Here is a 20,746-nt window from a genome sequence, read left to right on the forward strand (position 1 = left end):
CGAACCGGTGCAGATCACGGAATTTTCCGGAGTCTTGGTCACGGAGAGCAGGCAGACTCTGCGCTCACCTCCCACCGGCTCCGAAAAGGACAACGACATTGGTTCGCGGCAGCGATTTTTCCCGTCATCTGCTCGTTTCCATGGACGTACAAGGCTACGGCGGCCAGGACGACCGCCGGCACGCTTCGATCCAATCCGGCCTGCTGGCCGTGGCGGACACCGCCGCCGCCCGGTGCGGCCTGGACCGGACGACCTGGCACCGGCAGGGCGCCGGCGACGGCGAACTGGCGATCCTCCCGGCGGGCACCCCCGAACCGGCCGTCGCGGACGACTATGTCCGCGAGCTGGCCGCGGCGCTCGCCGACCACAACCACGACCTCGTGGCCGAAGCGCGGATGCGCCTGCGGATCGCGATCCACCACGGGGTCGCGATGCCCGGCGCGAACGGCTGGACCGGGCAGGGCGTCGTGAGCGTGAGCCGTCTCGTCGACAGCACACCGCTGCGCGGGGCCCTCCGCGCGTTCCCGGACGCCGGCCTGGCCGTGCTCGTGTCGCGGCAGATCTACACCGACGTCGTCGCCCAGCGGCACACCTCGCTGAAACCGGCCGAGTTCCGGGAAGTCGTGGTGCGGCACAAGGAATTCACCGATGTGGCCTGGCTCCGCGTCCCCGGGCACGACGTGCACGGCGCCGACCTGGCGGCCGATCCGCCCGAGGGCCCCGTGGACCCGCCGGGCACCCGGGTGACCGCCGCGACCGCGCCGCACTACCGCGCCGAGTCGATGACCGTGGTGAACGGCCGCATCGACGCCCCGAACGCCGTCTTCGGGATCAAGCACGGCTCATGAGCGACGAGGAAGAACCGGCGGAGAAGCCGGCCGAGGTGCCCGAGGCGGCCCCGGGCGACGACGACACCGAACGGCTCGCCTGCGTGGTGAACCAGTTCAACGCCCCGATCTACGCCGACGGCGCCCGGTTCGGCACCGGCCCGCAGCGGCCGGCGCGGATCAAGGCGGCCACCGGCAAGCTCGACGACGCCGACGTCCGCGCGGAGCTGAGCCACTACGTTTCGCCCCCGCGCTACGACCAGGCCCTCGCCGCGCTGCGCAAGGACCACGTCGTCGGCCTGCACGGCGGCCAGGGCACCGGCAAGCGGGCCGGGGCGGCGGCGCTGCTGCGCGAGGTCACGCACGGTCCGCTGTACCTGCTGTCCCCGATGATCGGGCTGAAGACGCTGGCCGAGCGCGAGTACACGGCCGGCAGCGGCTACATCGTCGCCGACCGCATCGCGGAGCGGAAAGCCGCCGACGTCGACTTCACATGGCGGACGATCCGCGACCGCGTCCGCGACCAGGGCGCCTACCTCGTCGTCACCACCACGGCCGAGCCCGGGGAAGTCGACGCCGTGGCCCAGGTGTGCTGGGAACCGCCCGACCTCGGGAAAGTGCTGCGCGCCAGGCTCACCGGCCGCGACGACGCGGACGCGGTCGCCGAGCAGGTGCTGCGGGCTTGGCCCGACGGCGGGCGGCTGACCGACCTCGTCGCCGTCGCGGCCGATCTCACCGGCGGGACGAGCGTCGGCGAAGCGCTGCCCAAACTGGACGCGTCCCTGCACGAGCGGGTCCGGGCCTGGTTCGACGAACAGCGGGACGAGCGGGACTACCTGGCCGTCACCGCACTGGCGTTCCTCGACGGCGCCCGGCAGCGCACCTTCGAGGCCGCGCTGGGCAAACTCGAGCTGAAGCTCGCCGAGACGGTGCTGGCGGGGGAGCCGGATCCGCTCGAACGGCCGAAGCCCGAGCTGATCCGGCAGCACCGGATGCAGCTGTACGCCGAGGACAGCCTCATCAAGGTCGAGCGCGTCGGCTCGGACGGGATCGCCCGGCACTGCCCCCGGTTCCGGGAGCCGCGGTACCGCCGGTTCGCGCTGGCCGAGCTGTGGGCCCGCGAAGAAGCCCCGTTCTGGGACGGCGTCTCCGCGTGGCTCGACGAAGTGATGCCCCAGGAGAGCCTGCGGGTCGCGGCCGGGCTCGCCGAACTCGCGAACTACGCGTTCGACGAGGTCGACGACATCCTGGCGCCGTGGGCCGAGGGGCAGAAGGGCTGGGCCGGGCAGGCCACCGCGACGCACGTCCTCTGGCTGCTCAGCTACGACGAAGCGCTCGCTCCGGAAGCGCTGCGGCTCGCCGCACGGTGGGCCGCCCGCGGCACACCCGCCGAACGGTGGACCGGAGCGATGGCGCTGAGCGGTGAGCTCGGCGCCCGCTACCCGCACGAGGCGGCGAACCGCCTGTGGCAGCTGGTCCTGCAGAGCCACACGGTGACCGGAGACGCCCACGTCGCCCTCGCCGGCCTGTTCGTCACCCTCACCCGGCGCAGCGAAGACGCCGCCCTCGTGCTGACCCTGCTCGACGGCAGGCTGAAGAAGCTGGCGAAGCCGGGTGCCACCCCGGCGTACGCCCGCGCCGCGATCCGGGCGATCCTCGCCGTTCTTTCGGCGCACGACCGGATCTCCGGCCGCCACGCCGCGACCGCGTACCTCTGCGGCGCGGGGGACCGGACCGCCGCCGTCCAGGGCCGGCTGTGGGCCGCGGTCCTGCGCAACCGGCCGACCCGCAAGCGGGCGCTGACCGTCCTGCGCTCCGCCCTCGACGACCTCAAGCACCTCGCCGACGACCCCGCCGCCGTCGCGACTTCGCTGGGGCTGGCCATCTCGGCGGCCCTGCCGCCCGGTGAAGCCGACCTCCTCCGCGCGGACTTCGCCGCGTTCGAAGCCCGCACCCGCAAAGACAGTTCCCCGCTGGTCGAGCACCTGCTCGCCGCGATCGCCCACCTGCACCGAGAGGCTGCCGCACTGCCATGACCGAGTCCTACCCGATCGTCGAGCAACGCTCCCTGGATCCCGCGCGGGTGAAGGGAAAGTTCTTCTGGCGCAAGGAATACCGCGAGCACGGCGAACTGCCGCGGCCGAACGCGCACCAGGTCTTCGTCTACCGCGTCGACGGCGAGTACGTCCTCGACAGCGCCCAGCGGCGCCTCGACGAGGAACAGGTCGTCAACGCCACGCACGTCAGCCTGGTGGACCTGACCCGCGACGCCGAGGTGATCGTCGAGCTGGCCATCCCGTGCGCCGAAGCCGAAGACTTCACCATGCGCGTCACGTTCGTGTGCACGGTGACCCACCCCGTCAGCGTCGTGCGCGAAGGCCGCGGCGACGCCCAGACCCTGCTGCGGGCCTACCTCAAGAGCCACCACCGGATCTTCGAGCTCGGCCTGAAGTACCGGCTCGACGAGATCAACGAAGTCCGCCGGGACGTCAACGCCCAGGTCAAGGCCTTCACCACGCTCAAGCCGCCGGTGATCTCCGGCATCGCCGTGGAGCTGCGCAGCGTCGAAGTGCTGACGCCGGACGAAGTGCGCCGGCTCATGGGCAACCGCCGCAGCCTCGAGTACCAGCACGAGCTCGACACGACGCAGCAGCGCCTGGACCACTCGCTGACCAAGGAGCGCCAGCACCAGGACCAGTACCTCGAGCGGGACCGCAGCGGGCACGACCGCCTGCTGAGCAGTGACCGGCAGGCGCACGAGCAGCGGCTGGAATGGGACCGCGTCCACCACTCCGGGGTCGTCGGGATCGAGCAGCAGCGGTACGAGCTCGAACGGCTGGCCGATCGGAGGGCGTTCGACCGCGAGCAGCGCGGGCACGACCGCACCGAGGTGACGGCGCTGGGCGAGATCCTCCGCGAGAACCCGGACGGCGTGCTGGCCAACGCCTACGTGGCCGGCTCGCTGGACCCGACGGACTTCGCCGAGCGGCTGCTGACCGAGAACCGCCACCGCGCCGAGATCGAGCGCACCGACCGGCAGGCTCGGTTCGACCGCGAACACGAGGAACGGCTCTACGAGATCGAACGCCGCAACGAGCAACGCCGCTGGGAGCGGGAGCAGTCCCGCGAGGAGCGCAAGTGGAGACGGGAGGACCACGGCCTGGCGCGCGCGGAGACCCGGCGCAAGGAAGAGATCACCCTGGAGGTGATCCGGGAGCTCGGCAAGCACGGCTACCTCGACATGACGAACCTCGACCCGAACATGCTGATCACCAAGCTGACCGGGGCCCCCTCGCGCGAGCAGCTCGAGCCGGGCTCCCCGGCCGCGCGGCAGGGCGCTCTCGACGACGGCGAGACCGACGACACCGGGGTGAGGGAAGAGGATGTCAGTTGACACCGAGGCGCCCACGCGGGGCGCCCTGCCCCCGGACGTCCCGCTGGGGACCTACCGGCCGGTGGACCCGCACCGCGGGCTCGGCAGGCGGCTGCGGGCGCTGGCCGGGATCCGCGAGGAGATCCTCGACTGGGTGCCGGAAGAGCGGCCGCGCTACACCCGGCTCGGCGCCATCATCTTCAACACCGGCCTGCTCGCCGGGGTGTCGCTGCTGGTGGCGCTCAGCGATCTGTCGACCGTGCCGTGGATCTTCCTGCTGCCGGCCGGCGCGCTGTGGGCCTACGTCATCATCAGCTTCGACGGCTGGCTGATCTCCAGCACGCACGGCATGCTCGGGGCGGGCAAGACCCGGGTGTTCGTGCCCCGGCTGGTGATCTCGCTGCTGATGGGGGCGGTGATCGCCGAACCGCTGCTGCTGTGGATCTTCCAGCCCGCCATCCACAAGGAGGTCCTCGACGGCAGGCAGCACGAGCTGTCGGCCTACGAGAGTCAGTACCGCACCTGCAACCCCGACGGCGCGCCGGCGCTCAAGACCCCCGAGTGCGCGAACTTCCAGCTCACCATCAAGGACTCGCCGGACGCGGCGCAGCAGGAGCTGGACAAGGCGGGCAAGAACCGGGACGCGGCGAAGGCGGAGTACGACGCTCTTCACGCGCAGTGGGACCAGCTGGAAAAGCTGGCGCGCGCGGAGTGCAGCGGCGCGCGGGGCGAGGGGCTCACCGGGGTGGCGGGCGACGGTCCCGAATGCGACCGGAACCGCCAGGTGGCGGACCGCTTCCGCACCGACAACCAGCTCGAGAAGCGGCAGGCCGACCTGACCGCGGCCAACGCGAACATCGATGCGCTGACCGCGAAGCTGGGCAGCGCCCGGCAGACCGCCGGCCAGCAGGTCAGCGAGGCCATCACCGCGAAGGTGACGTCGATGCGCGAGCACCAGGGCGCGATCGGCATCCTCGACGAGGACGAAGCGCTCGGCCGGCTGTCCGACCGCAGCGTGCTCGTGTTCGCGGCCCAGTGGCTCGTGCGGCTGCTGCTCATCGCGATCGACTGCATGCCGGTGCTGACGAAGCTGATGAGCGGTTCGACCGCCTACGACGTGCTCGTGTCCCGCCAGATCGAGGTCGCCCGCCGGCTGCACGACAAGCACGTCACGCTGCGGGAGCGGCAGGACACCGCGGACAACGACGTCTTCCTGCAGCGGACGGAGTACCACCTCCGGACGCGGATCGACAGCATCGAAGAGGCCGACCGCTCCGCCCGGGCGCGCCGGGAGTCCGACCTCGACGCCGAGATCGACCGGCTGGCGGCGAAGCTGCGCAACCAGCAGTGACCCGGTGCCCGGGGCCCCGTTGATCCGGCGGATCCGCGCGGTCCCGGGCACCATGAAGGCATGACGCCCGTCACGAAGCGCCTCACGGTGATCGCCGTCGTGTTGATCGCCGCGGGGGCGATCCTGCTGTCGGTGGGGGCGATCGGCTTCCGTGCGACGTCCGATCAGCCCGACGCCAACATCGGCGCGGGGTTCGCCCTGCTGGCCGGGCCGTACGTCGTCGGTCTCGGGCTGCTCTTCGCGCTGTCGGCGGGCTTGACCCACCTCACGACGCGCCGCCGCTGACGCGCCACAGCGACGGCGGCAGGTGATCGGCCAGGTCGGCGAGGTACTGCGCCTCGGCGGTGAGGTTCTGGCGCGTCGCGCAGCCCGGGCCCCAGGTCCGCGCGGAGCCGTTCTCGACGACCACCTCCCGCTGCCCGAACCGCGGGTTCGCCGCCAGCCAGCGGGCCACCTCGGCGTCGAGCGCCGAGTCCGGCGGCAGCGTCGGCATGGACACCGGCCGGCCCGGGACGATCCGCAGCTCCGGGCCCGGCGGCACGCGCACCTGGGTGACGTGCAGGTCGCGGAAGTACACGTGGTCGTCGAAGTGCCGGTAGGACTCCCGCGTGTCGATCCCGAGCACCGGCCGGTCGCCGAGGCGGAACTCGACCCACGGGTCGTCCGGCGCCCCGGTCAGCGGTCGCCCGGTCGGGTGAACCACGCCGAAGGAGGGCACTCCGCTGCCGGACGTGCCACCGCGTTCCGCCGCGAACGCCTTGAACCAGTGGTTTTCGCGGCTCGCGGCGGCCTTCCGCTGGGACCGCCACCAGATCGCGGCGGCCACCGCGGCCACGACCACGAGCACACCGACCGTGAAGAGCGTCTGCATCGTCAGAAGTCCAGGTCCTCGCGGGTTTCCTCGACGGACTGGTCGCGGCCGGTGCCGTCGTAGCCGCTCGCCTTCTTCGCGTTCTTGACGTGGCTGGTGAGCTTGCCGAGGTGGTCGTTCACCGTCTTGGCCGGGTTGTCGCCGGGGTTGGCCGGGTTGTAGCCGAGCACGCCCTTGACCGCCGCTTCGCCACCCTTCTTCAGCGCTTCGGTGGCGCCCGCCTTCAGCATCGTCTTCCGGTAGTCGACCTTGCCGGCGGCGTCGAGCACCGGGTTTTCGAACGCTTTCGCCCAGCGCTTGCCGATCAGGCCCTTCTCGCCGACGGCCTGCTGGAGGAGGTCCTTGCCCTCGTTCTCCTGCGCGATCTTCGTGAGCGACTTGCCCAGCGTCGTCGACGCGAACTTCTGCTGCAGCTTCCGGAGCCAGTCGAGCACCTTCTGCAGGAGCTCGCGCAGCTTGTTCACCTTCCCGGCGGTCTTCGCGGTCGTCTGCGCCGCCTTGACCTCGGTCACCGGCGCGGCGGCGGACAGCGACGCCCCGCAGGTCGGCACCGCGGCGGCCAGCGCGGGCACCCACAGCAGGATCAGCCAGGTCACGAACTCGGTGAGGATGGCCTTGATCAGGTCTTCGGCGAAGCTCATCAGCATGCTGTTGAGCTGCAGCATCCGGGCCAGGTCGCCGGACTTCCCGGCGACGCCCTCGATGCCGTGCGCGAACTCGCCCAGCGCCGTCTTCGCCGCGTTGCTCGCGTCGCCCTCCCAGTCCTTCAGTGACTCGTCCGCGACCTCGGCGAAGTTCTTGGCCAGCTGGTCCAGCCCGGTCGCGATCGCCCCGAAGTTCTCCGCCGCGACCCCGAGCGCCGGGCCGTCGCCGCTGACGAAGTGGATCGCGTCCTGGATCGGCTGGACGGCGTTGACCAGGAAGTTCAGTCCCTGCCCGACCAGCCAGCCGAGTGGGTCGGTCGCGATGTCGGTGATCGTGCTCGAACTCGACTGGATGAAGCTCGCGGTGTCCGTCGCGATCGTGCCGAGGGCGAGGGTGATGTCCGCGCCGTCGGGCTGCGGCGCGAAGACGGCCTTCGTCACCGAAACGGCGTCCTTGCCGACGGTGATCGCGCCGCCGGCGAACGGGGTCGCCTTGATCGCGTTGTCGACGTTGATTCCGAGCACGGTCTTCGGGTCGTCCGGCTTGACGGTGATCCCGCTCGCGACGTCTTCGACCTCGGCCACGGCGTCCCCCTCAGTGCTTTCCCGGGCCGTCGAGCAGGGTCTCGACCTGGCCGAAGAAGATCTTGTGGTCGTCCTCGACGCCCTGGTAGACGTTCGCCGCGTCGGTGAGCTTGGCCTGCGCCGAAGCCAGGCCGTCCGCGATGGACGCCAGCAGCGAGTGCAGCTCGCGGAGAGTGTCGTCGTAGCCGCTCTTGGTGAAGAGGCCGACCACGCCCCACGACTTGTCGCCGACGTCGGCCTGCGCGACCTTCTCGGTGATCTTCGCGCCCTGGTCGCGGTACTTGTCCAGGGCGCCGACGTACTCGTGCAGCGCGTCCACCCGGACCCGGTAGCCGTCGGGCATCAGTCCTCCTCGTCGAACAGGTTCCGCAGGAAGCGGTCGCCGGCACTCGGGCCCGCCGGGGGCGGCGCCGGCGGTGGGTCGGCCGGGCGGAGCACGCGTTGCTCCGAGAAGTCCTGCGGTGCTTCGGCCTCCACGGGAAGCTTCGACCGCAGTTCCTCGACGGTGGTTCCGAACGCCACGGCCTGAGTCTCCAGGACCTGGTCGACCAGGCCGAGGTCGTCGCCCATGTTCTCCTCGACGATCACCGCCTGCCGCCGCGCCGCTTCGCCGACGGCCTCCCGCAGCGTCGCCAGCAGCGCGGCCGACAGGGCCCGCGGACCCTTCGCGAGCGCGCCTTCGGTGAACTCGACGTCCAGGACGGCGCCGCCGGGCCCGGTGACGACGGTGACGCCGCCGTCCGGCGACACCGCGCTCGCCCGCAGCTCGGTCAGCTGCTGGCGCATGGTGCCCAGCCCGGCGAACCGGTCGTCGGCGTTGCGGATGCCCGCCTGGAACCGCTCGAACTCGGCCACCAGGTGCTCGAACTCGCCCGACATGCGCCCGCCCTTCCGTTTCGTGGTGCACCCATCGTGACCCTCCGGCCGCACTGTGACGCACGGAACGGCCGATCCGATCCCACTGCATCACCCGACCGGGTAATGGGTAGGTTTCGGCCGAGAGGGAAAGCAGGGGACGACGCGCGAGGAGTGTGTGATGACCAGCACCGAAGGGGCTCCGGGCCCGGCTGAGGAACCGAAGTCGACGGGCAGCCACGCGGCCCCGGAGGGCGCCGGCGTGCACCCGCTGATCGACCTGTCGCGCGACCCGAACCCGGGCAAGCCCGACCACGCCAAGCCGGACGAGGACTGAGCCCGACCCCGGGTCTTGAATGACTCATTCCTGGCGTCCGACGCCAGGAATGAGTCATTCAAGACGTATCGGGGGACCGGTGGCCGAGACCGCGCCGCCGGGGAACACCCCGCGGGCGCGTCGCGTTGGACTGCGAGGACCCGGACAGCCGGCGCCCCGCCACCCGAGGCGTGGGAATGTCCCGCAGCCCCGGGGCGTTGAGAGGTAGGCTGGAGGTTCGCCGACCTACACACCCCCCGCTGCGTTCCTCCCGGACCCGGGCGGGTATCTTTGGAGACCGTGCCCGGCATGCGTCGGGCCGCTCCGCGTGCCGTGCGCATGGGCGGGGTGCTCAGGCACCCGGTCACCGGCTTCGGCAGGTCGGGGTTCCGACGGAAATCCCTCCGGGAAGTTACCGGTCGCGAGACCGTGACGCGGGCCGACACGCCCGACCGCGGGGGCCGGTGAAGACACGAAGAAGCAGATCACGACAGGAAGCTGGTCCATTGCCCACGATCCAGCAGCTGGTCCGCAAGGGCCGCCAGGACAAGGCTGCCAAGCAGAAGACCGCGGCCCTCAAGGGGAGCCCGCAGCGGCGTGGCGTGTGCACCCGCGTGTACACCACGACCCCCAAGAAGCCGAACTCGGCGCTGCGCAAGGTCGCGCGTGTGAAGCTGACCAGCGGCATCGAGGTCACCGCCTACATCCCCGGTGAGGGCCACAACCTGCAGGAGCACTCGATGGTGCTCGTGCGTGGTGGTCGTGTGAAGGACCTTCCGGGTGTCCGTTACAAGATCATCCGCGGTTCGCTCGACACGCAGGGTGTCAAGAACCGCAAGCAGGCGCGCAGCCGGTACGGCGCGAAGAAGGAGAAGAGCTAATGCCCCGCAAGGGTCCGGCCCCCAAGCGGCCGCTGATCTCCGACCCCGTCTACGCCTCCCCGCTGGTCACCCAGCTGGTGAACAAGGTGCTGAAGGACGGGAAGCGGTCCCTGGCCGAGCGCATCGTGTACGGCGCGCTCGAAGGCGCTCGCGAGAAGACCGGCACCGACCCGGTCGTCACGCTGAAGCGCGCCCTCGACAACGTGAAGCCCACCATCGAGGTGAAGAGCCGCCGCGTCGGTGGTGCCACCTACCAGGTGCCGATCGAGGTCAAGCCGGGCCGCTCGACGACGCTGGCGCTGCGCTGGCTGGTCTCCTTCTCGCAGGCCCGCCGCGAGAAGACGATGATCGAGCGCCTGCAGAACGAACTGCTGGACGCTTCCAACGGCCTCGGTGCCTCGGTGAAGCGTCGCGAAGACACGCACAAGATGGCCGAGTCCAACCGGGCCTTCGCGCACTACCGCTGGTGATCACCGCCCGGCTGTCGACCAAGCCATGCCGGGCCCCAAGCTTGAGAACAGGGGAACACTCTCGTGGCACGTGAAGTGCTGACCGACCTGAACAAGGTCCGCAACATCGGCATCATGGCCCACATCGACGCCGGCAAGACGACCACCACCGAGCGGATCCTGTTCTACACCGGGGTCAACTACAAGATCGGTGAAGTCCACGACGGCGCCGCCACCATGGACTGGATGGAGGAGGAGCAGAAGCGGGGTATCACCATCACCTCGGCTGCCACCACCACCTTCTGGGACGACCACCAGATCAACCTGATCGACACCCCCGGGCACGTCGACTTCACCGTCGAGGTGGAGCGCAACCTGCGGGTGCTCGACGGCGCGGTCGCCGTCTTCGACGGCAAGGAAGGTGTCGAGCCGCAGTCCGAGCAGGTCTGGCGGCAGGCGGACAAGTACGACGTCCCGCGCATCTGCTTCGTCAACAAGATGGACAAGCTGGGTGCGGACTACTACTACACCCTGCGCACCATCGAGGAGCGCCTCGGCGTCAAGCCGCTGGCGATCCAGCTGCCCATCGGCGCCGAGAACGACTTCGAAGGCGTCGTCGACCTGGTCCGGATGAAGGCCCTGGTCTGGCGCGGCGAGGTGCAGAAGGGCGAGGACTACACCGTCGAGGAGATCCCGGCCGACCTGGCCGACCGGGCCGCGGAGTACCGCGAGAAGCTGGTCGAGACCGTCGCCGAGACCGACGACGCCCTGATGGAGAAGTTCCTCGAGGGCGAGGAGCTGACCGAGGCGGAGATCAAGGCGGGCATCCGCAAGATCGTCATCACCCGCTCGGCGTTCCCGGTCCTGGCCGGTTCCGCGTTCAAGAACAAGGGCGTGCAGCCCATGCTCGACGCGGTCATCGACTACCTGCCGTCGCCGCTGGACGTCCCGGCCGTCGAGGGCCTGCTGCCCGACGGCGAGACCCCGGCGACCCGCAAGGCGTCGGTCGACGAGCCGTTCGCGGCTCTCGCGTTCAAGATCGCGGCGCACCCGTTCTTCGGCAAGCTGACCTACATCCGGGTGTACTCGGGCAAGGTCGCTTCCGGCGCGCAGGTCATCAACGCGACCAAGGAGCGCAAGGAGCGCATCGGGAAGATCTTCCAGATGCACTCCAACAAGGAGAACCCGGTCGACGACGCCCAGGTCGGCCACATCTACGCGGTCATCGGGCTGAAGGACACCACCACGGGTGACACCCTGGCGGACCCGCAGAACCCGATCGTGCTGGAGTCGATGACGTTCCCCGAGCCGGTCATCCGGGTCGCGATCGAACCGAAGACGAAGGCCGACCAGGAGAAGCTGTCCCTGGCGATCCAGAAGCTGGCCGAAGAGGACCCGACGTTCCAGGTCAAGCTGGACGAGGACACCGGCCAGACGATCATCGCGGGCATGGGCGAGCTGCACCTCGAGGTGCTGGTGAACCGGATGAAGTCCGACTACAAGGTCGAGGCGAACATCGGCAAGCCGCAGGTCGCCTACCGTGAGACGATCAAGAAGACGGTCGACAAGCTCGACTACGTCCACAAGAAGCAGACCGGTGGTTCCGGCCAGTTCGCGAAGGTCATCGTGAAGCTGGAGCCGCTCGAGCGCACCGACGGCGCGCTCTACGAGTTCGACAACAAGGTGACCGGTGGTCGCGTGCCGCGGGAGTACATCCCGTCGGTGGACGCGGGCGCGCAGGACGCGATGCAGTACGGCGTCCTGGCCGGCTACCCGCTCGTCGGGTTGAAGTTCACCCTGTTGGATGGTGCGTACCACGAGGTCGACTCTTCGGAGATGGCGTTCAAGATCGCCGGTTCCATGGCGATGAAGGAAGCCGCGAAGAAGGCCGGCCCGGTGATCCTGGAGCCGATGATGGCGGTCGAGGTGACCACGCCCGAGGACTACATGGGCGACGTCATCGGTGACCTCAACTCCCGCCGTGGTCAGATCCAGGCCATGGAGGAGCGGTCCGGTACCCGTGTCGTGAAGGCGCTGGTCCCGCTGTCGGAGATGTTCGGCTACGTCGGCGACCTGCGGTCCCGCACCCAGGGCCGGGCGAACTACTCCATGGTGTTCGACTCCTACGCCGAGGTTCCCGCGAACGTCGCGAAGGAAATCATCGCGAAGGCGACGGGGGAGTAATACCCCCCAGCGCTCGCGGGCATTAAGGGACTCTCCTGAACGTCCGCAGCACCGACGAAGGAACAATCGTGGGGCGGCAGCCACGCCGCCCCACGAGCACAAAGCGAAATCAGTCCAGGAGGACATTCCAGTGGCGAAGGCGAAATTCGAGCGGACCAAGCCGCACGTCAACATCGGCACCATCGGTCACGTTGACCACGGCAAGACGACTCTGACCGCGGCCATCACCAAGGTGCTGCACGACAAGTACCCGGAGCTGAACGAGTCGCGGGCGTTCGACCAGATCGACAACGCGCCGGAAGAGAAGCAGCGCGGCATCACGATCAACATCTCGCACGTCGAGTACCAGACCGAGAAGCGTCACTACGCGCACGTCGACGCCCCCGGTCACGCGGACTACATCAAGAACATGATCACCGGTGCCGCCCAGATGGACGGCGCGATCCTGGTCGTGGCCGCCACCGACGGCCCGATGCCGCAGACCCGTGAGCACGTGCTGCTCGCCCGCCAGGTCGGCGTGCCCTACATCGTGGTCGCGCTGAACAAGGCCGACATGGTCGACGACGAGGAGATCCTCGAGCTCGTCGAGCTGGAGGTCCGCGAGCTGCTGTCCTCGCAGGAGTTCCCGGGCGACGACGCGCCGGTCGTGCGCGTTTCCGGCCTGAAGGCCCTCGAGGGCGACGAGAAGTGGTCCGAGGCCGTTCTCGAGCTGATGACCGCCGTCGACGACAACGTGCCGGACCCGGTGCGTGAGCTTGACAAGCCGTTCCTGATGCCGATCGAGGACGTCTTCACCATCACCGGTCGTGGCACCGTGGTGACCGGTCGCGTCGAGCGCGGCCAGATCAACGTCAACGAAGAGGTCGAGATCGTGGGTATCCGCGAGAAGTCGACCAAGACCACCGTCACCGGTGTCGAGATGTTCCGCAAGCTGCTCGACTCGGGCCAGGCGGGCGACAACGTCGGCCTGCTGGTCCGCGGTATCAAGCGCGAGGACGTCGAGCGCGGCCAGGTCGTCGTGAAGCCGGGCACCACCACCCCGCACACCGACTTCGAGGGCCGGGTCTACATCCTGTCGAAGGACGAGGGTGGCCGTCACACCCCGTTCTTCAACAACTACCGCCCGCAGTTCTACTTCCGCACCACCGACGTGACCGGCGTCGTGACCCTCCCCGAGGGCACCGAGATGGTCATGCCGGGCGACAACACCGACATCTCGGTCCAGCTGATCCAGCCGGTCGCGATGGACGAGGGTCTGCGCTTCGCCATCCGCGAGGGTGGCCGGACCGTCGGCGCGGGCCAGGTCACCAAGATCATCAAGTGACGTAGGCGCCCTGCGCCCGGGTAATACACCCCCGGGTGCAGGGCGTCAACTCACGTGTGCGACACTATTTTGGTTGCTCGTCCTGGGGCGGCCGATCCCTTCGGGGGTCCGGCCGCCTCGGTGCGAGTGGCCACGGTCCGCGGAGCTCTTTCCTTCGGGTGAGGCGAGCGGGCAAGGGCAGTGAGACGGTCCAGCCGGCTCATCGCCTCCTCACGTTGAGGAAGACCAGGCAAGACGACGATCCCGCGGGATCCGTCTGTGCGTCGGGCGCGACACGCCCGACCGCGTGGACCGGGGACAGGGCCGTTGAACTGCGGAAACCCGGCCAGGGTGGGAACACCCGGCGGGGTTTTGTGAGATAGCGGCACGAGACGACAAGGAACGAGCAGCCACCATGGCGGGACAGAAGATCCGCATCCGGCTCAAGGCCTACGACCACGAGGCGATCGACACCTCGGCGCGCAAGATCGTGGAGACGGTCACGCGCACCGGCGCCCGGGTTGTCGGGCCGGTGCCGCTGCCCACCGAGAAGAACGTTTACTGCGTCATCCGCTCGCCGCACAAGTACAAGGACTCGCGCGAGCACTTCGAGATGCGCACGCACAAGCGTCTGATCGACATCCTCGACCCGACGCCGAAGACGGTCGACGCGCTCATGCGCATCGACCTGCCGGCGAGCGTCGACGTCAACATCCAGTAAGCGTTGGGCGAGCGGCGGAGATAAGAGACTCATGTCTGACAGGCAGATGAAGGGCATCCTGGGCACCAAGCTCGGCATGACCCAGGTCTTCGACGAGCAGAACCGGGTTGTCCCGGTCACCGTCGTGAAGGCCGGTCCGAACGTGGTCACCCAGGTTCGGACCCAGGACAAGGACGGCTACGCGGCCGTGCAGCTGGCGTTCGGCGCGGTCGACCCGCGCAAGGTGAACAAGCCGCGCACCGGCCACTTCGACAAGGCGGGCGTGACCCCGCGCCGGTTCCTCGCCGAGCTGCGCACCACCGACGCCGAGACCTACGAGGTCGGCCAGGAGATCACCGCCGAGGTGTTCGCCGCCGGCGTCGAGGTCGACGTGACCGGGACCAGCAAGGGCAAGGGCTACGCGGGTGTCATGAAGCGCCACGGTTTCAAGGGCCAGGGCGCGAGCCACGGTGCCCAGGCCGTGCACCGCAAGCCGGGTTCGATCGGTGGCTGCGCCACCCCCGGCCGCGTCTTCAAGGGCCTGCGCATGGCGGGCCGGATGGGCAACGACCGGGTCACCACGCAGAACCTGACCGTGCACGCCGTGCGTGCCGAGGACGGCCTGCTGCTGATCAAGGGCGCCGTGCCCGGTCCCAAGGGCGGCCTGCTGTTCGTGCGCAGCGCCGCGAAGGGTGGTAACTCCGAATGACAAGCGTCGAGCTGAAGACCCCGGCCGGTAAAGCCGACGGCACCGTGGACCTCCCCGAGGAGATCTTCGACGTGCAGGCCAATGTCGCGCTGATGCACCAGGTCGTGGTGGCCCAGCAGGCCGCCGCGCGCCAGGGCACGCACGACACGAAGACCCGTGGCGAGGTTCGCGGTGGCGGCAAGAAGCCGTACCGCCAGAAGGGCACCGGCCGTGCCCGCCAGGGTTCGACCCGCGCGCCGCAGTTCGCCGGCGGTGGCGTCGTGCACGGCCCCACGCCGCGCGACTACACCCAGCGCACCCCGAAGAAGATGAAGGCCGCCGCCCTGCGTGGCGCTCTCTCCGACCGGGCCCGCGCCGGCCAGCTGCACGTCGTCACCGAGCTGGTGACCGGCGAGAAGCCGTCCACCAAGGCCGCCAAGACCGCCCTCGCCGCCGTCACGGCCGCGAAGCGCGTGCTCGTGGTGCTGCACCGGGACGACGAGCTGAGCTGGGTTTCCCTGCGGAACCTGCCCGAGGTGCACCTCCTCTGGGCCGACCAGCTCAACACCTACGACGTGCTGGTCAACGACGACGTCGTGTTCACCAAGGCCGCGTACGACGCGTTCGTCGCCGGCCCCGTCCGCGGCAAGGCCGTCAAGGCTTCCGCGCGGTCGGGCGAGGTCACGGAAGGGAGTGACGAGAAGTGAGTTCGGTCGCCATTCCGGACCCCCGCGACATCCTGCTCGCGCCGGTCATCTCCGAGAAGTCCTACGGGCTGCTCGAGGACCACAAGTACACGTTCATCGTCCGCCCGGACGCCAACAAGACCCAGATCAAGATCGCGGTCGAGAAGGTGTTCGGCGTCAAGGTGGTCAGCGTCAACACGGCCAACCGCCAGGGCAAGCGGAAGCGGACTCGCGCCGGCTTCGGCAAGCGCAAGGACACCAAGCGCGCCATCGTGACTCTTTCGCCCGAGAGCAAGGCGATCGAGATCTTCGGCGGACCCACCGCGTAAAGGACTGAGCTGACAATGGGCATCCGCAAGTACAAGCCGACGACCCCCGGTCGTCGCGGTTCGAGCGTCTCGGACTTCGCCGAGATCACCCGCTCCACCCCGGAGAAGTCGCTGCTTCGTCCGCTGAGCGGTTCGGGCGGTCGCAACTCGTCCGGCAAGATCACCACCCGGCACAAGGGTGGCGGCCACAAGCGCGCCTACCGCGTCATCGACTTCCGTCGCAATGACAAGGACGGCATCCCCGCCAAGGTCGCGCACATCGAGTACGACCCCAACCGGTCCGCTCGCATCGCGCTGCTGCACTACGCCGACGGCGAGAAGCGCTACATCATCGCGCCGGAGAAGCTGAAGCAGGGTGACACGGTCGAGAACGGCCCCCGGGCCGACATCAAGCCGGGCAACAACCTGCCGCTGCGCAACATCCCGGTCGGCACCGTGATCCACGCGATCGAGCTCCGCCCCGGCGGCGGCGCGAAGATGGCGCGGTCCGCGGGCGCGAAGGTGCAGCTTGTCGCCAAGGACGGTCCGTACGCCCAGCTGCGTCTCCCCTCGGGCGAGATCCGCAACGTGGACGTGCGCAACCGCGCCACGGTCGGCGAGGTCGGCAACTCCGAGCACGCCAACATCAACTGGGGCAAGGCCGGCCGCAACCGCTGGCGCGGCAAGCGCCCCACGGTCCGCGGTGTCGTCATGAACCCGGTCGACCACCCGCACGGTGGTGGTGAGGGCAAGACCTCCGGTGGTCGCCACCCGGTCAACCCGAACGGTAAGCCCGAGGGCCGCACGCGTCGCCGCAAGGCGTCCGACGCCCTCATCGTCCGCCGCCGTCGCACCGGCAAGAACAAGCGCTGAGCAGGGAGGTAGAAGCACATGCCACGCAGCCTTAAGAAGGGCCCGTTCGTGGACGACCACCTGCTCAAGAAGGTGGACGCGCTGAACGAATCGGGCAAGAAGACGGTCATCAAGACCTGGTCGCGCCGCTCGACGATCATCCCGGACTTCCTGGGTCACACGATCGCCGTGCACGACGGACGCAAGCACGTCCCGGTGTTCGTCACCGAGGCCATGGTGGGTCACAAGCTGGGCGAGTTCGCCCCGACGCGGACCTTCAAGGGCCACATCAAGGACGACCGCAAGTCGCGCCGCCGCTGAGCGGGCACGAGAAAAGACAAGGGAAGTAGCGATGAACGCCCAGAACGACGCGACGGTCGAGGCCCTGCCTACGGCTTACGCGCGGGCTCGCTTCGTCCGGGACTCGCCGACCAAGGTGCGCCGGGTGATCGAGCTCATCAAGGGACGTAGCGCCGCCGACGCCTTGGCCGTGCTCCGGTTCGCCCCCCAGGCGGCCAGCGAGCCGGTCGCGAAGGTGCTCGCCAGCGCCGTGGCCAACGCCGAGAACAACCTTCAGCTGGACCCGGAGACGCTCTGGGTCAAGAACGCGTACGCCGACGAGGGCCCCACCCTCAAGCGCATCCGCCCGCGGGCCCAGGGCCGCGCGTACCGGATCCGCAAGCGGACCAGCCACATCACCGTCGAGGTGGAGTCGCGTCCGGCCGTCGCGCAGAAGGCTCAGAGCAAGAAGAAGGCAGGTGGCCGGTAGTGGGCCAGAAGATCAACCCGCACGGTTTCCGCCTGGGTATCACCACGGACTGGAAGTCGCGCTGGTACGCCGACAAGCAGTACGCCGAGTACGTGGCCGAGGACGTCAAGATCCGCAAGCTCCTCGCCACCGGCATGGAGCGCGCGGGCATCTCCAAGGTCGAGATCGAGCGCACCCGTGACCGCGTCCGCGTGGACATCCACACCGCCCGGCCGGGCATCGTCATCGGCCGCCGCGGCGCGGAGGCCGACCGGATCCGCGGCGCGCTGGAGAAGCTGACCAAGAAGCAGGTCCAGCTGAACATCCTCGAGGTCAAGAACCCCGAGGCCGACGCCCAGCTGGTCGCCCAGGCGGTCGCGGAGCAGCTCTCCAACCGCGTGGCGTTCCGCCGCGCGATGCGGAAGGCGATCCAGACCTCCATGCGCTCGCCGCAGGTCAAGGGCATCCGCGTGCAGTGCGGCGGTCGTCTCGGCGGTGCCGAGATGTCCCGCTCCGAGCACTACCGCGACGGCCGCGTCCCGCTGCACACGCTGCGCGCCGACATCGACTACGGCTTCTTCGAGGCCAAGACGACGTTCGGTCGCATCGGCGTCAAGGTGTGGATCTACAAGGGTGAGCTCGTCGGTGGCCTGAAGGCCCGCGAGGCCCGTGACGCCGCCGAGCGTGCGCCGCGCGGCGGTCGCGACCGCAGCGACCGGCCGTCCCGCCCGCGTCGTTCCGGTGCCTCGGGCACGACCGCCACCTCGACCGAAGCCGGTCGTGCGGCCGCCGCCGCGACGACCGAGGCCCCGGCGGCTCCGGCCACCGAGACCGCAGAAAAGACGGAGGGCTGAGACGTGCTCATCCCGCGCAGGGTCAAGCACCGGAAGCAGCACTCCCCGAAGCGCCACGGCGCCGCCAAGGGTGGCACGAAGGTCAGCTTCGGCGAGTACGGCATCCAGGCGCTTGAGCACAGCTACGTGACGAACCGGCAGATCGAGTCCGCTCGTATCGCCATGACCCGTCACATCAAGCGTGGTGGCAAGGTGTGGACGACCATCTACCCGGACCGCCCGCTGACCAAGAAGCCGGCCGAGACCCGGATGGGTTCCGGTAAGGGTTCGCCCGAGTGGTGGATCGCCAACGTGAAGCCGGGTCGCGTGATGTTCGAGATCTCGTTCCCGAACGAGGAGACGGCTCGCGAGGCGCTGCGCCGCGCGATCCACAAGCTGCCCATGAAGTGCCGCATCGTGACCCGTGAAGGTGGTGAGTTCTGATGGCTAACGCAGGTGCCCAGGCATCGGAGCTGCGTGAGCTCACCGCGGAAGAGCTCGTCCTGCGTCTGAAGGAATACAAGGAGGAGCTGTTCAACCTCCGCTTCCAGATGGCGACCGGGCAGCTGGACAACAACCGCCGTCTGCGCACCGTCCGCACGGACATCGCGCGGATCTACACGGTCATGCGCGAGCGCGAACTCGGCCTGTCCGTGGCCCCCGACGCCGAGAGTGAAGGTGCCGCATGAGCGAGCCCACCACCGAGACGCCGGCCCGGAACGACCGCAAGGTCCGCGAGGGCTACGTCGTCTCGGACAAGATGAACAAGACGATCGTGGTCGAGCTCGAGGACCGCAAGAAGCACCCCCGTTACTCGAAGGTCGTCCGCACCACCTCCAAGGTGAAGGTGCACGACGAGAACAACGAGGCGGGCGTGGGCGACCGGGTCACCCTGATGGAGACCCGCCCGCTGTCGGCATCGAAGCGGTGGCGCCTGGTGCAGATCGTGGAGAAGGCCAAGTAAGCAGGGCTCTTCAAGAGTCCTTAGTTCCGCAAGGCTCGCGGGTTCCCCGCGAGAACCGGCGCGACATACAGGAGTAGACGTGATCCAGCAGGAGTCGCGGCTTCGGGTAGCCGACAACACGGGTGCGAAGGAAATCCTCTGCATCCGGGTTCTCGGTGGCTCCGGGCGGCGCTACGCCGGCATCGGCGACATCATCGTCGCCACCGTGAAGGACGCCATCCCGGCTGCCGGGGTGAAGAAGGGCGACGTCGTCAAGGCCGTCATCGTCCGCACGGTCAAGGAGCGCCGTCGTCCGGACGGTTCCTACATCCGGTTCGACGAGAACGCCGCCGTGCTCATCAAGAACGACAACGAGCCCCGCGGCACCCGCATCTTCGGTCCGGTGGGCCGCGAGCTGCGCGACCGAAAGTTCATGAAGATCATTTCGCTCGCGCCGGAGGTGCTGTGATGAAGGTGAAGAAGGGCGACACGGTCGTCGTCATCGCCGGCAAGGACAAGGGCGCCAAGGGCAAGGTCATCCAGGCTTACCCGGAGCGCGAGCGCGTGCTGGTCGAAGGCGTGAACCGGATCAAGAAGCACACGCGGATCAGCCAGACCCAGCGCGGCGCGCAGTCCGGCGGCATCGTCACGCAGGAGGCGCCCATCCACGTCTCGAACGTGATGGTCGTCGACTCGGACGGCAAGCCGGCCCGGGTGGGTTACCGCATCGGCGAGGACGGCAAGAAGGTCCGGATCTCGCGCCGGAACGGTAAGGACATCTGATGACCACCGCTGAGAAGACCTCTCCGCGCCTCAAGGTGCGGTACCGCGAGGAAATCAAGGGCCAGCTGCAGGCCGAGTTCTCCTTCGCCAACGTCCACCAGATCCCGGGCGTGACGAAGGTCGTCGTGAACATGGGCGTCGGCGACGCCGCCCGCGACAGCAAGCTGATCGAGGGCGCGGTCAAGGACCTCGCGCTGATCACCGGCCAGAAGCCGGAGGTCCGGAAGGCCCGCAAGTCCATCGCGCAGTTCAAGCTGCGTGAGGGCCAGCCGATCGGCGCGCGCGTCACGCTGCGCGGCGACCGGATGTGGGAGTTCCTCGACCGGCTGCTGACCATCGCGCTGCCGCGTATCCGCGACTTCCGCGGGCTTTCGCCGAAGCAGTTCGACGGCCACGGCAACTACACGTTCGGTCTCAACGAGCAGTCGATGTTCCACGAGATCGACCCCGACTCCATCGACCGCCCGCGCGGCATGGACGTCACCGTCGTCACGACCGCCACGAACGACGACGAGGGCCGGGCGCTGCTGCGCAAGCTCGGCTTCCCGTTCAAGGAGAACTGAGCC

The 20,746-nt window shown here is 69.1% G+C and carries 28 protein-coding genes; 24 read left to right on the top strand and 4 right to left on the bottom strand.

What is annotated here, in order from left to right; genetic code table 11:
- Positions 1 to 140 precede the first annotated feature (140 nt).
- The 5 genes from ACFPLC_RS17865 to ACFPLC_RS17885 are packed head-to-tail and all read left to right on the top strand — an operon-like array spanning position 141 to position 5,836.
- Positions 141 to 848 (top strand): hypothetical protein, encoded by a 708-nt coding sequence (locus tag ACFPLC_RS17865; protein ID WP_378189249.1) that lies wholly within the window; start codon positions 141 to 143, stop codon positions 846 to 848.
- Complete coding sequence (locus tag ACFPLC_RS17870) at positions 845 to 2,863, top strand: hypothetical protein (protein ID WP_378189248.1); 2,019 nt, start codon at positions 845 to 847, stop codon at positions 2,861 to 2,863. Before ACFPLC_RS17865 ends, ACFPLC_RS17870 begins: the two co-directional genes overlap by 4 nt.
- A complete protein-coding gene (locus tag ACFPLC_RS17875; RefSeq protein WP_378189247.1) occupies positions 2,860 to 4,221 on the top strand; it encodes a hypothetical protein in 1,362 nt (453 codons plus the stop codon). The genes ACFPLC_RS17870 and ACFPLC_RS17875 overlap by 4 nt, the downstream gene beginning before the upstream one ends.
- The gene (locus tag ACFPLC_RS17880) at positions 4,211 to 5,551 is read left to right on the top strand and encodes a DUF4407 domain-containing protein (RefSeq protein ID WP_378189246.1); all 1,341 of its coding nucleotides are present in this window, start codon (positions 4,211 to 4,213) and stop codon (positions 5,549 to 5,551) included. The genes ACFPLC_RS17875 and ACFPLC_RS17880 overlap by 11 nt, the downstream gene beginning before the upstream one ends.
- Before the next feature lie 60 nt (positions 5,552 to 5,611).
- A complete protein-coding gene (locus ACFPLC_RS17885) occupies positions 5,612 to 5,836 on the top strand; it encodes a hypothetical protein (protein ID WP_378189245.1) in 225 nt (74 codons plus the stop codon).
- Here ACFPLC_RS17885 and ACFPLC_RS17890 read toward each other — a convergent pair.
- The 4 genes from ACFPLC_RS17890 to ACFPLC_RS17905 are packed head-to-tail and all read right to left on the bottom strand — an operon-like array spanning position 5,817 to position 8,530.
- On the bottom strand, positions 5,817 to 6,422 hold the full coding sequence (locus ACFPLC_RS17890) for a regulatory protein RecX (protein WP_378189244.1): 606 nt from the start codon (positions 6,420 to 6,422) through the stop codon (positions 5,817 to 5,819). The two genes, ACFPLC_RS17885 and ACFPLC_RS17890, sit on opposite strands and share 20 nt — an antisense overlap.
- 2 nt (positions 6,423 to 6,424) lie before the next feature.
- A complete protein-coding gene (locus ACFPLC_RS17895; protein WP_378189243.1) occupies positions 6,425 to 7,651 on the bottom strand; it encodes a hypothetical protein in 1,227 nt (408 codons plus the stop codon).
- A gap of 10 nt (positions 7,652 to 7,661) precedes the next feature.
- Positions 7,662 to 7,994, bottom strand: a complete 333-nt coding sequence (locus ACFPLC_RS17900) for a hypothetical protein (RefSeq protein ID WP_378189242.1) — start codon at positions 7,992 to 7,994, stop codon at positions 7,662 to 7,664.
- Positions 7,994 to 8,530 carry a YbaB/EbfC family nucleoid-associated protein gene (locus ACFPLC_RS17905; protein WP_378189241.1) on the bottom strand — a complete coding sequence of 179 codons (537 nt, stop codon included), beginning with the start codon at positions 8,528 to 8,530 and terminating at the stop codon, positions 7,994 to 7,996. The genes ACFPLC_RS17900 and ACFPLC_RS17905 overlap by 1 nt, the downstream gene beginning before the upstream one ends.
- A 157-nt stretch (positions 8,531 to 8,687) precedes the next feature.
- On the opposite strand from ACFPLC_RS17905, the gene ACFPLC_RS17910 reads away from it, so the two are divergent.
- The 19 genes from ACFPLC_RS17910 to rplE all read left to right on the top strand — a co-directional run bounded on the left by ACFPLC_RS17910 (position 8,688) and on the right by rplE (position 20,743).
- Positions 8,688 to 8,843 (top strand): hypothetical protein, encoded by a 156-nt coding sequence (locus tag ACFPLC_RS17910; protein WP_191316673.1) that lies wholly within the window; start codon positions 8,688 to 8,690, stop codon positions 8,841 to 8,843.
- A 485-nt stretch (positions 8,844 to 9,328) separates the two neighbouring features.
- Positions 9,329 to 9,703 (top strand): 30S ribosomal protein S12, encoded by a 375-nt coding sequence (gene rpsL, locus ACFPLC_RS17915; protein ID WP_003102113.1) that lies wholly within the window; start codon positions 9,329 to 9,331, stop codon positions 9,701 to 9,703.
- Entirely contained in the window at positions 9,703 to 10,173 is a 471-nt protein-coding gene (gene rpsG, locus ACFPLC_RS17920) for a 30S ribosomal protein S7 (protein WP_003102106.1), read from the top strand. The genes rpsL and rpsG overlap by 1 nt, the downstream gene beginning before the upstream one ends.
- A 63-nt stretch (positions 10,174 to 10,236) precedes the next feature.
- Entirely contained in the window at positions 10,237 to 12,336 is a 2,100-nt protein-coding gene (gene fusA / locus ACFPLC_RS17925; RefSeq protein WP_378189240.1) for an elongation factor G, read from the top strand.
- Between the two features lie 130 nt (positions 12,337 to 12,466).
- Complete coding sequence (gene tuf / locus ACFPLC_RS17930) at positions 12,467 to 13,660, top strand: elongation factor Tu (protein WP_091304691.1); 1,194 nt, start codon at positions 12,467 to 12,469, stop codon at positions 13,658 to 13,660.
- Positions 13,661 to 14,054: 394 nt separating this feature from the next.
- The gene (gene rpsJ / locus ACFPLC_RS17935) at positions 14,055 to 14,360 is read left to right on the top strand and encodes a 30S ribosomal protein S10 (protein WP_003102098.1); all 306 of its coding nucleotides are present in this window, start codon (positions 14,055 to 14,057) and stop codon (positions 14,358 to 14,360) included.
- Positions 14,361 to 14,391: 31 nt separating this feature from the next.
- Positions 14,392 to 15,048 carry a 50S ribosomal protein L3 gene (rplC, locus tag ACFPLC_RS17940; RefSeq protein ID WP_003102093.1) on the top strand — a complete coding sequence of 219 codons (657 nt, stop codon included), beginning with the start codon at positions 14,392 to 14,394 and terminating at the stop codon, positions 15,046 to 15,048.
- On the top strand, positions 15,045 to 15,734 hold the full coding sequence (rplD, locus tag ACFPLC_RS17945; protein ID WP_378189239.1) for a 50S ribosomal protein L4: 690 nt from the start codon (positions 15,045 to 15,047) through the stop codon (positions 15,732 to 15,734). Before rplC ends, rplD begins: the two co-directional genes overlap by 4 nt.
- Positions 15,731 to 16,042, top strand: coding sequence for a 50S ribosomal protein L23 (gene rplW, locus ACFPLC_RS17950; protein ID WP_003102087.1), 312 nt, complete (start codon positions 15,731 to 15,733; stop codon positions 16,040 to 16,042). The genes rplD and rplW overlap by 4 nt, the downstream gene beginning before the upstream one ends.
- 15 nt (positions 16,043 to 16,057) lie before the next feature.
- Positions 16,058 to 16,894, top strand: a complete 837-nt coding sequence (rplB, locus tag ACFPLC_RS17955; RefSeq protein ID WP_003102084.1) for a 50S ribosomal protein L2 — start codon at positions 16,058 to 16,060, stop codon at positions 16,892 to 16,894.
- A gap of 18 nt (positions 16,895 to 16,912) precedes the next feature.
- Entirely contained in the window at positions 16,913 to 17,194 is a 282-nt protein-coding gene (gene rpsS / locus ACFPLC_RS17960; protein ID WP_003102083.1) for a 30S ribosomal protein S19, read from the top strand.
- A gap of 31 nt (positions 17,195 to 17,225) precedes the next feature.
- Complete coding sequence (gene rplV / locus ACFPLC_RS17965) at positions 17,226 to 17,642, top strand: 50S ribosomal protein L22 (protein WP_125306112.1); 417 nt, start codon at positions 17,226 to 17,228, stop codon at positions 17,640 to 17,642.
- Positions 17,642 to 18,475: a 30S ribosomal protein S3 gene (gene rpsC, locus ACFPLC_RS17970; RefSeq protein ID WP_176173271.1), complete on the top strand. Its 834-nt coding sequence runs from the start codon at positions 17,642 to 17,644 to the stop codon at positions 18,473 to 18,475. Before rplV ends, rpsC begins: the two co-directional genes overlap by 1 nt.
- Positions 18,476 to 18,478: 3 nt before the next feature.
- Positions 18,479 to 18,898 carry a 50S ribosomal protein L16 gene (rplP, locus tag ACFPLC_RS17975; protein ID WP_004558864.1) on the top strand — a complete coding sequence of 140 codons (420 nt, stop codon included), beginning with the start codon at positions 18,479 to 18,481 and terminating at the stop codon, positions 18,896 to 18,898.
- Entirely contained in the window at positions 18,898 to 19,143 is a 246-nt protein-coding gene (gene rpmC / locus ACFPLC_RS17980) for a 50S ribosomal protein L29 (protein ID WP_191316653.1), read from the top strand. The genes rplP and rpmC overlap by 1 nt, the downstream gene beginning before the upstream one ends.
- The gene (gene rpsQ / locus ACFPLC_RS17985) at positions 19,140 to 19,418 is read left to right on the top strand and encodes a 30S ribosomal protein S17 (RefSeq protein WP_004558866.1); all 279 of its coding nucleotides are present in this window, start codon (positions 19,140 to 19,142) and stop codon (positions 19,416 to 19,418) included. The genes rpmC and rpsQ overlap by 4 nt, the downstream gene beginning before the upstream one ends.
- A 79-nt stretch (positions 19,419 to 19,497) precedes the next feature.
- Complete coding sequence (gene rplN / locus ACFPLC_RS17990; RefSeq protein ID WP_004558867.1) at positions 19,498 to 19,866, top strand: 50S ribosomal protein L14; 369 nt, start codon at positions 19,498 to 19,500, stop codon at positions 19,864 to 19,866.
- Entirely contained in the window at positions 19,866 to 20,180 is a 315-nt protein-coding gene (gene rplX, locus ACFPLC_RS17995) for a 50S ribosomal protein L24 (RefSeq protein WP_013222610.1), read from the top strand. The genes rplN and rplX overlap by 1 nt, the downstream gene beginning before the upstream one ends.
- Positions 20,180 to 20,743, top strand: coding sequence for a 50S ribosomal protein L5 (rplE, locus tag ACFPLC_RS18000; protein WP_013222611.1), 564 nt, complete (start codon positions 20,180 to 20,182; stop codon positions 20,741 to 20,743). Before rplX ends, rplE begins: the two co-directional genes overlap by 1 nt.
- The last annotated feature ends 3 nt before the right edge of the window (positions 20,744 to 20,746 follow it).

The sequence above is a fragment of the Amycolatopsis plumensis genome, assembly GCF_042652605.1.
GTDB lineage: Bacteria > Actinomycetota > Actinomycetes > Mycobacteriales > Pseudonocardiaceae > Amycolatopsis > Amycolatopsis plumensis.

What these genes read in the sequence shown, in the direction of transcription:
- ACFPLC_RS17870 (WP_378189248.1), top strand. Translation starts at nt 845, where the DNA reads ATGAGCGACGAGGAAGAACCGGCGGAGAAGCCGGCCGAGGTGCCCGAG.
- ACFPLC_RS17865 (WP_378189249.1), top strand. Translation starts at nt 141, where the DNA reads ATGGACGTACAAGGCTACGGCGGCCAGGACGACCGCCGGCACGCTTCG.
- ACFPLC_RS17885 (WP_378189245.1), top strand. Translation starts at nt 5,612, where the DNA reads ATGACGCCCGTCACGAAGCGCCTCACGGTGATCGCCGTCGTGTTGATC.
- ACFPLC_RS17875 (WP_378189247.1), top strand. Translation starts at nt 2,860, where the DNA reads ATGACCGAGTCCTACCCGATCGTCGAGCAACGCTCCCTGGATCCCGCG.
- rplE (WP_013222611.1), top strand. Translation starts at nt 20,180, where the DNA reads ATGACCACCGCTGAGAAGACCTCTCCGCGCCTCAAGGTGCGGTACCGC.
- rpmC (WP_191316653.1), top strand. Translation starts at nt 18,898, where the DNA reads ATGGCTAACGCAGGTGCCCAGGCATCGGAGCTGCGTGAGCTCACCGCG.
- rplC (WP_003102093.1), top strand. Translation starts at nt 14,392, where the DNA reads ATGTCTGACAGGCAGATGAAGGGCATCCTGGGCACCAAGCTCGGCATG.
- rpsQ (WP_004558866.1), top strand. Translation starts at nt 19,140, where the DNA reads ATGAGCGAGCCCACCACCGAGACGCCGGCCCGGAACGACCGCAAGGTC.
- rplX (WP_013222610.1), top strand. Translation starts at nt 19,866, where the DNA reads ATGAAGGTGAAGAAGGGCGACACGGTCGTCGTCATCGCCGGCAAGGAC.
- rpsJ (WP_003102098.1), top strand. Translation starts at nt 14,055, where the DNA reads ATGGCGGGACAGAAGATCCGCATCCGGCTCAAGGCCTACGACCACGAG.
- ACFPLC_RS17890 (WP_378189244.1), bottom strand. Translation starts at nt 6,422, where the DNA reads ATGCAGACGCTCTTCACGGTCGGTGTGCTCGTGGTCGTGGCCGCGGTG.
- ACFPLC_RS17910 (WP_191316673.1), top strand. Translation starts at nt 8,688, where the DNA reads ATGACCAGCACCGAAGGGGCTCCGGGCCCGGCTGAGGAACCGAAGTCG.
- rplV (WP_125306112.1), top strand. Translation starts at nt 17,226, where the DNA reads ATGAACGCCCAGAACGACGCGACGGTCGAGGCCCTGCCTACGGCTTAC.
- ACFPLC_RS17900 (WP_378189242.1), bottom strand. Translation starts at nt 7,994, where the DNA reads ATGCCCGACGGCTACCGGGTCCGGGTGGACGCGCTGCACGAGTACGTC.
- rpsS (WP_003102083.1), top strand. Translation starts at nt 16,913, where the DNA reads ATGCCACGCAGCCTTAAGAAGGGCCCGTTCGTGGACGACCACCTGCTC.
- ACFPLC_RS17880 (WP_378189246.1), top strand. Translation starts at nt 4,211, where the DNA reads ATGTCAGTTGACACCGAGGCGCCCACGCGGGGCGCCCTGCCCCCGGAC.
- rplB (WP_003102084.1), top strand. Translation starts at nt 16,058, where the DNA reads ATGGGCATCCGCAAGTACAAGCCGACGACCCCCGGTCGTCGCGGTTCG.
- rpsG (WP_003102106.1), top strand. Translation starts at nt 9,703, where the DNA reads ATGCCCCGCAAGGGTCCGGCCCCCAAGCGGCCGCTGATCTCCGACCCC.
- rplD (WP_378189239.1), top strand. Translation starts at nt 15,045, where the DNA reads ATGACAAGCGTCGAGCTGAAGACCCCGGCCGGTAAAGCCGACGGCACC.
- ACFPLC_RS17905 (WP_378189241.1), bottom strand. Translation starts at nt 8,530, where the DNA reads ATGTCGGGCGAGTTCGAGCACCTGGTGGCCGAGTTCGAGCGGTTCCAG.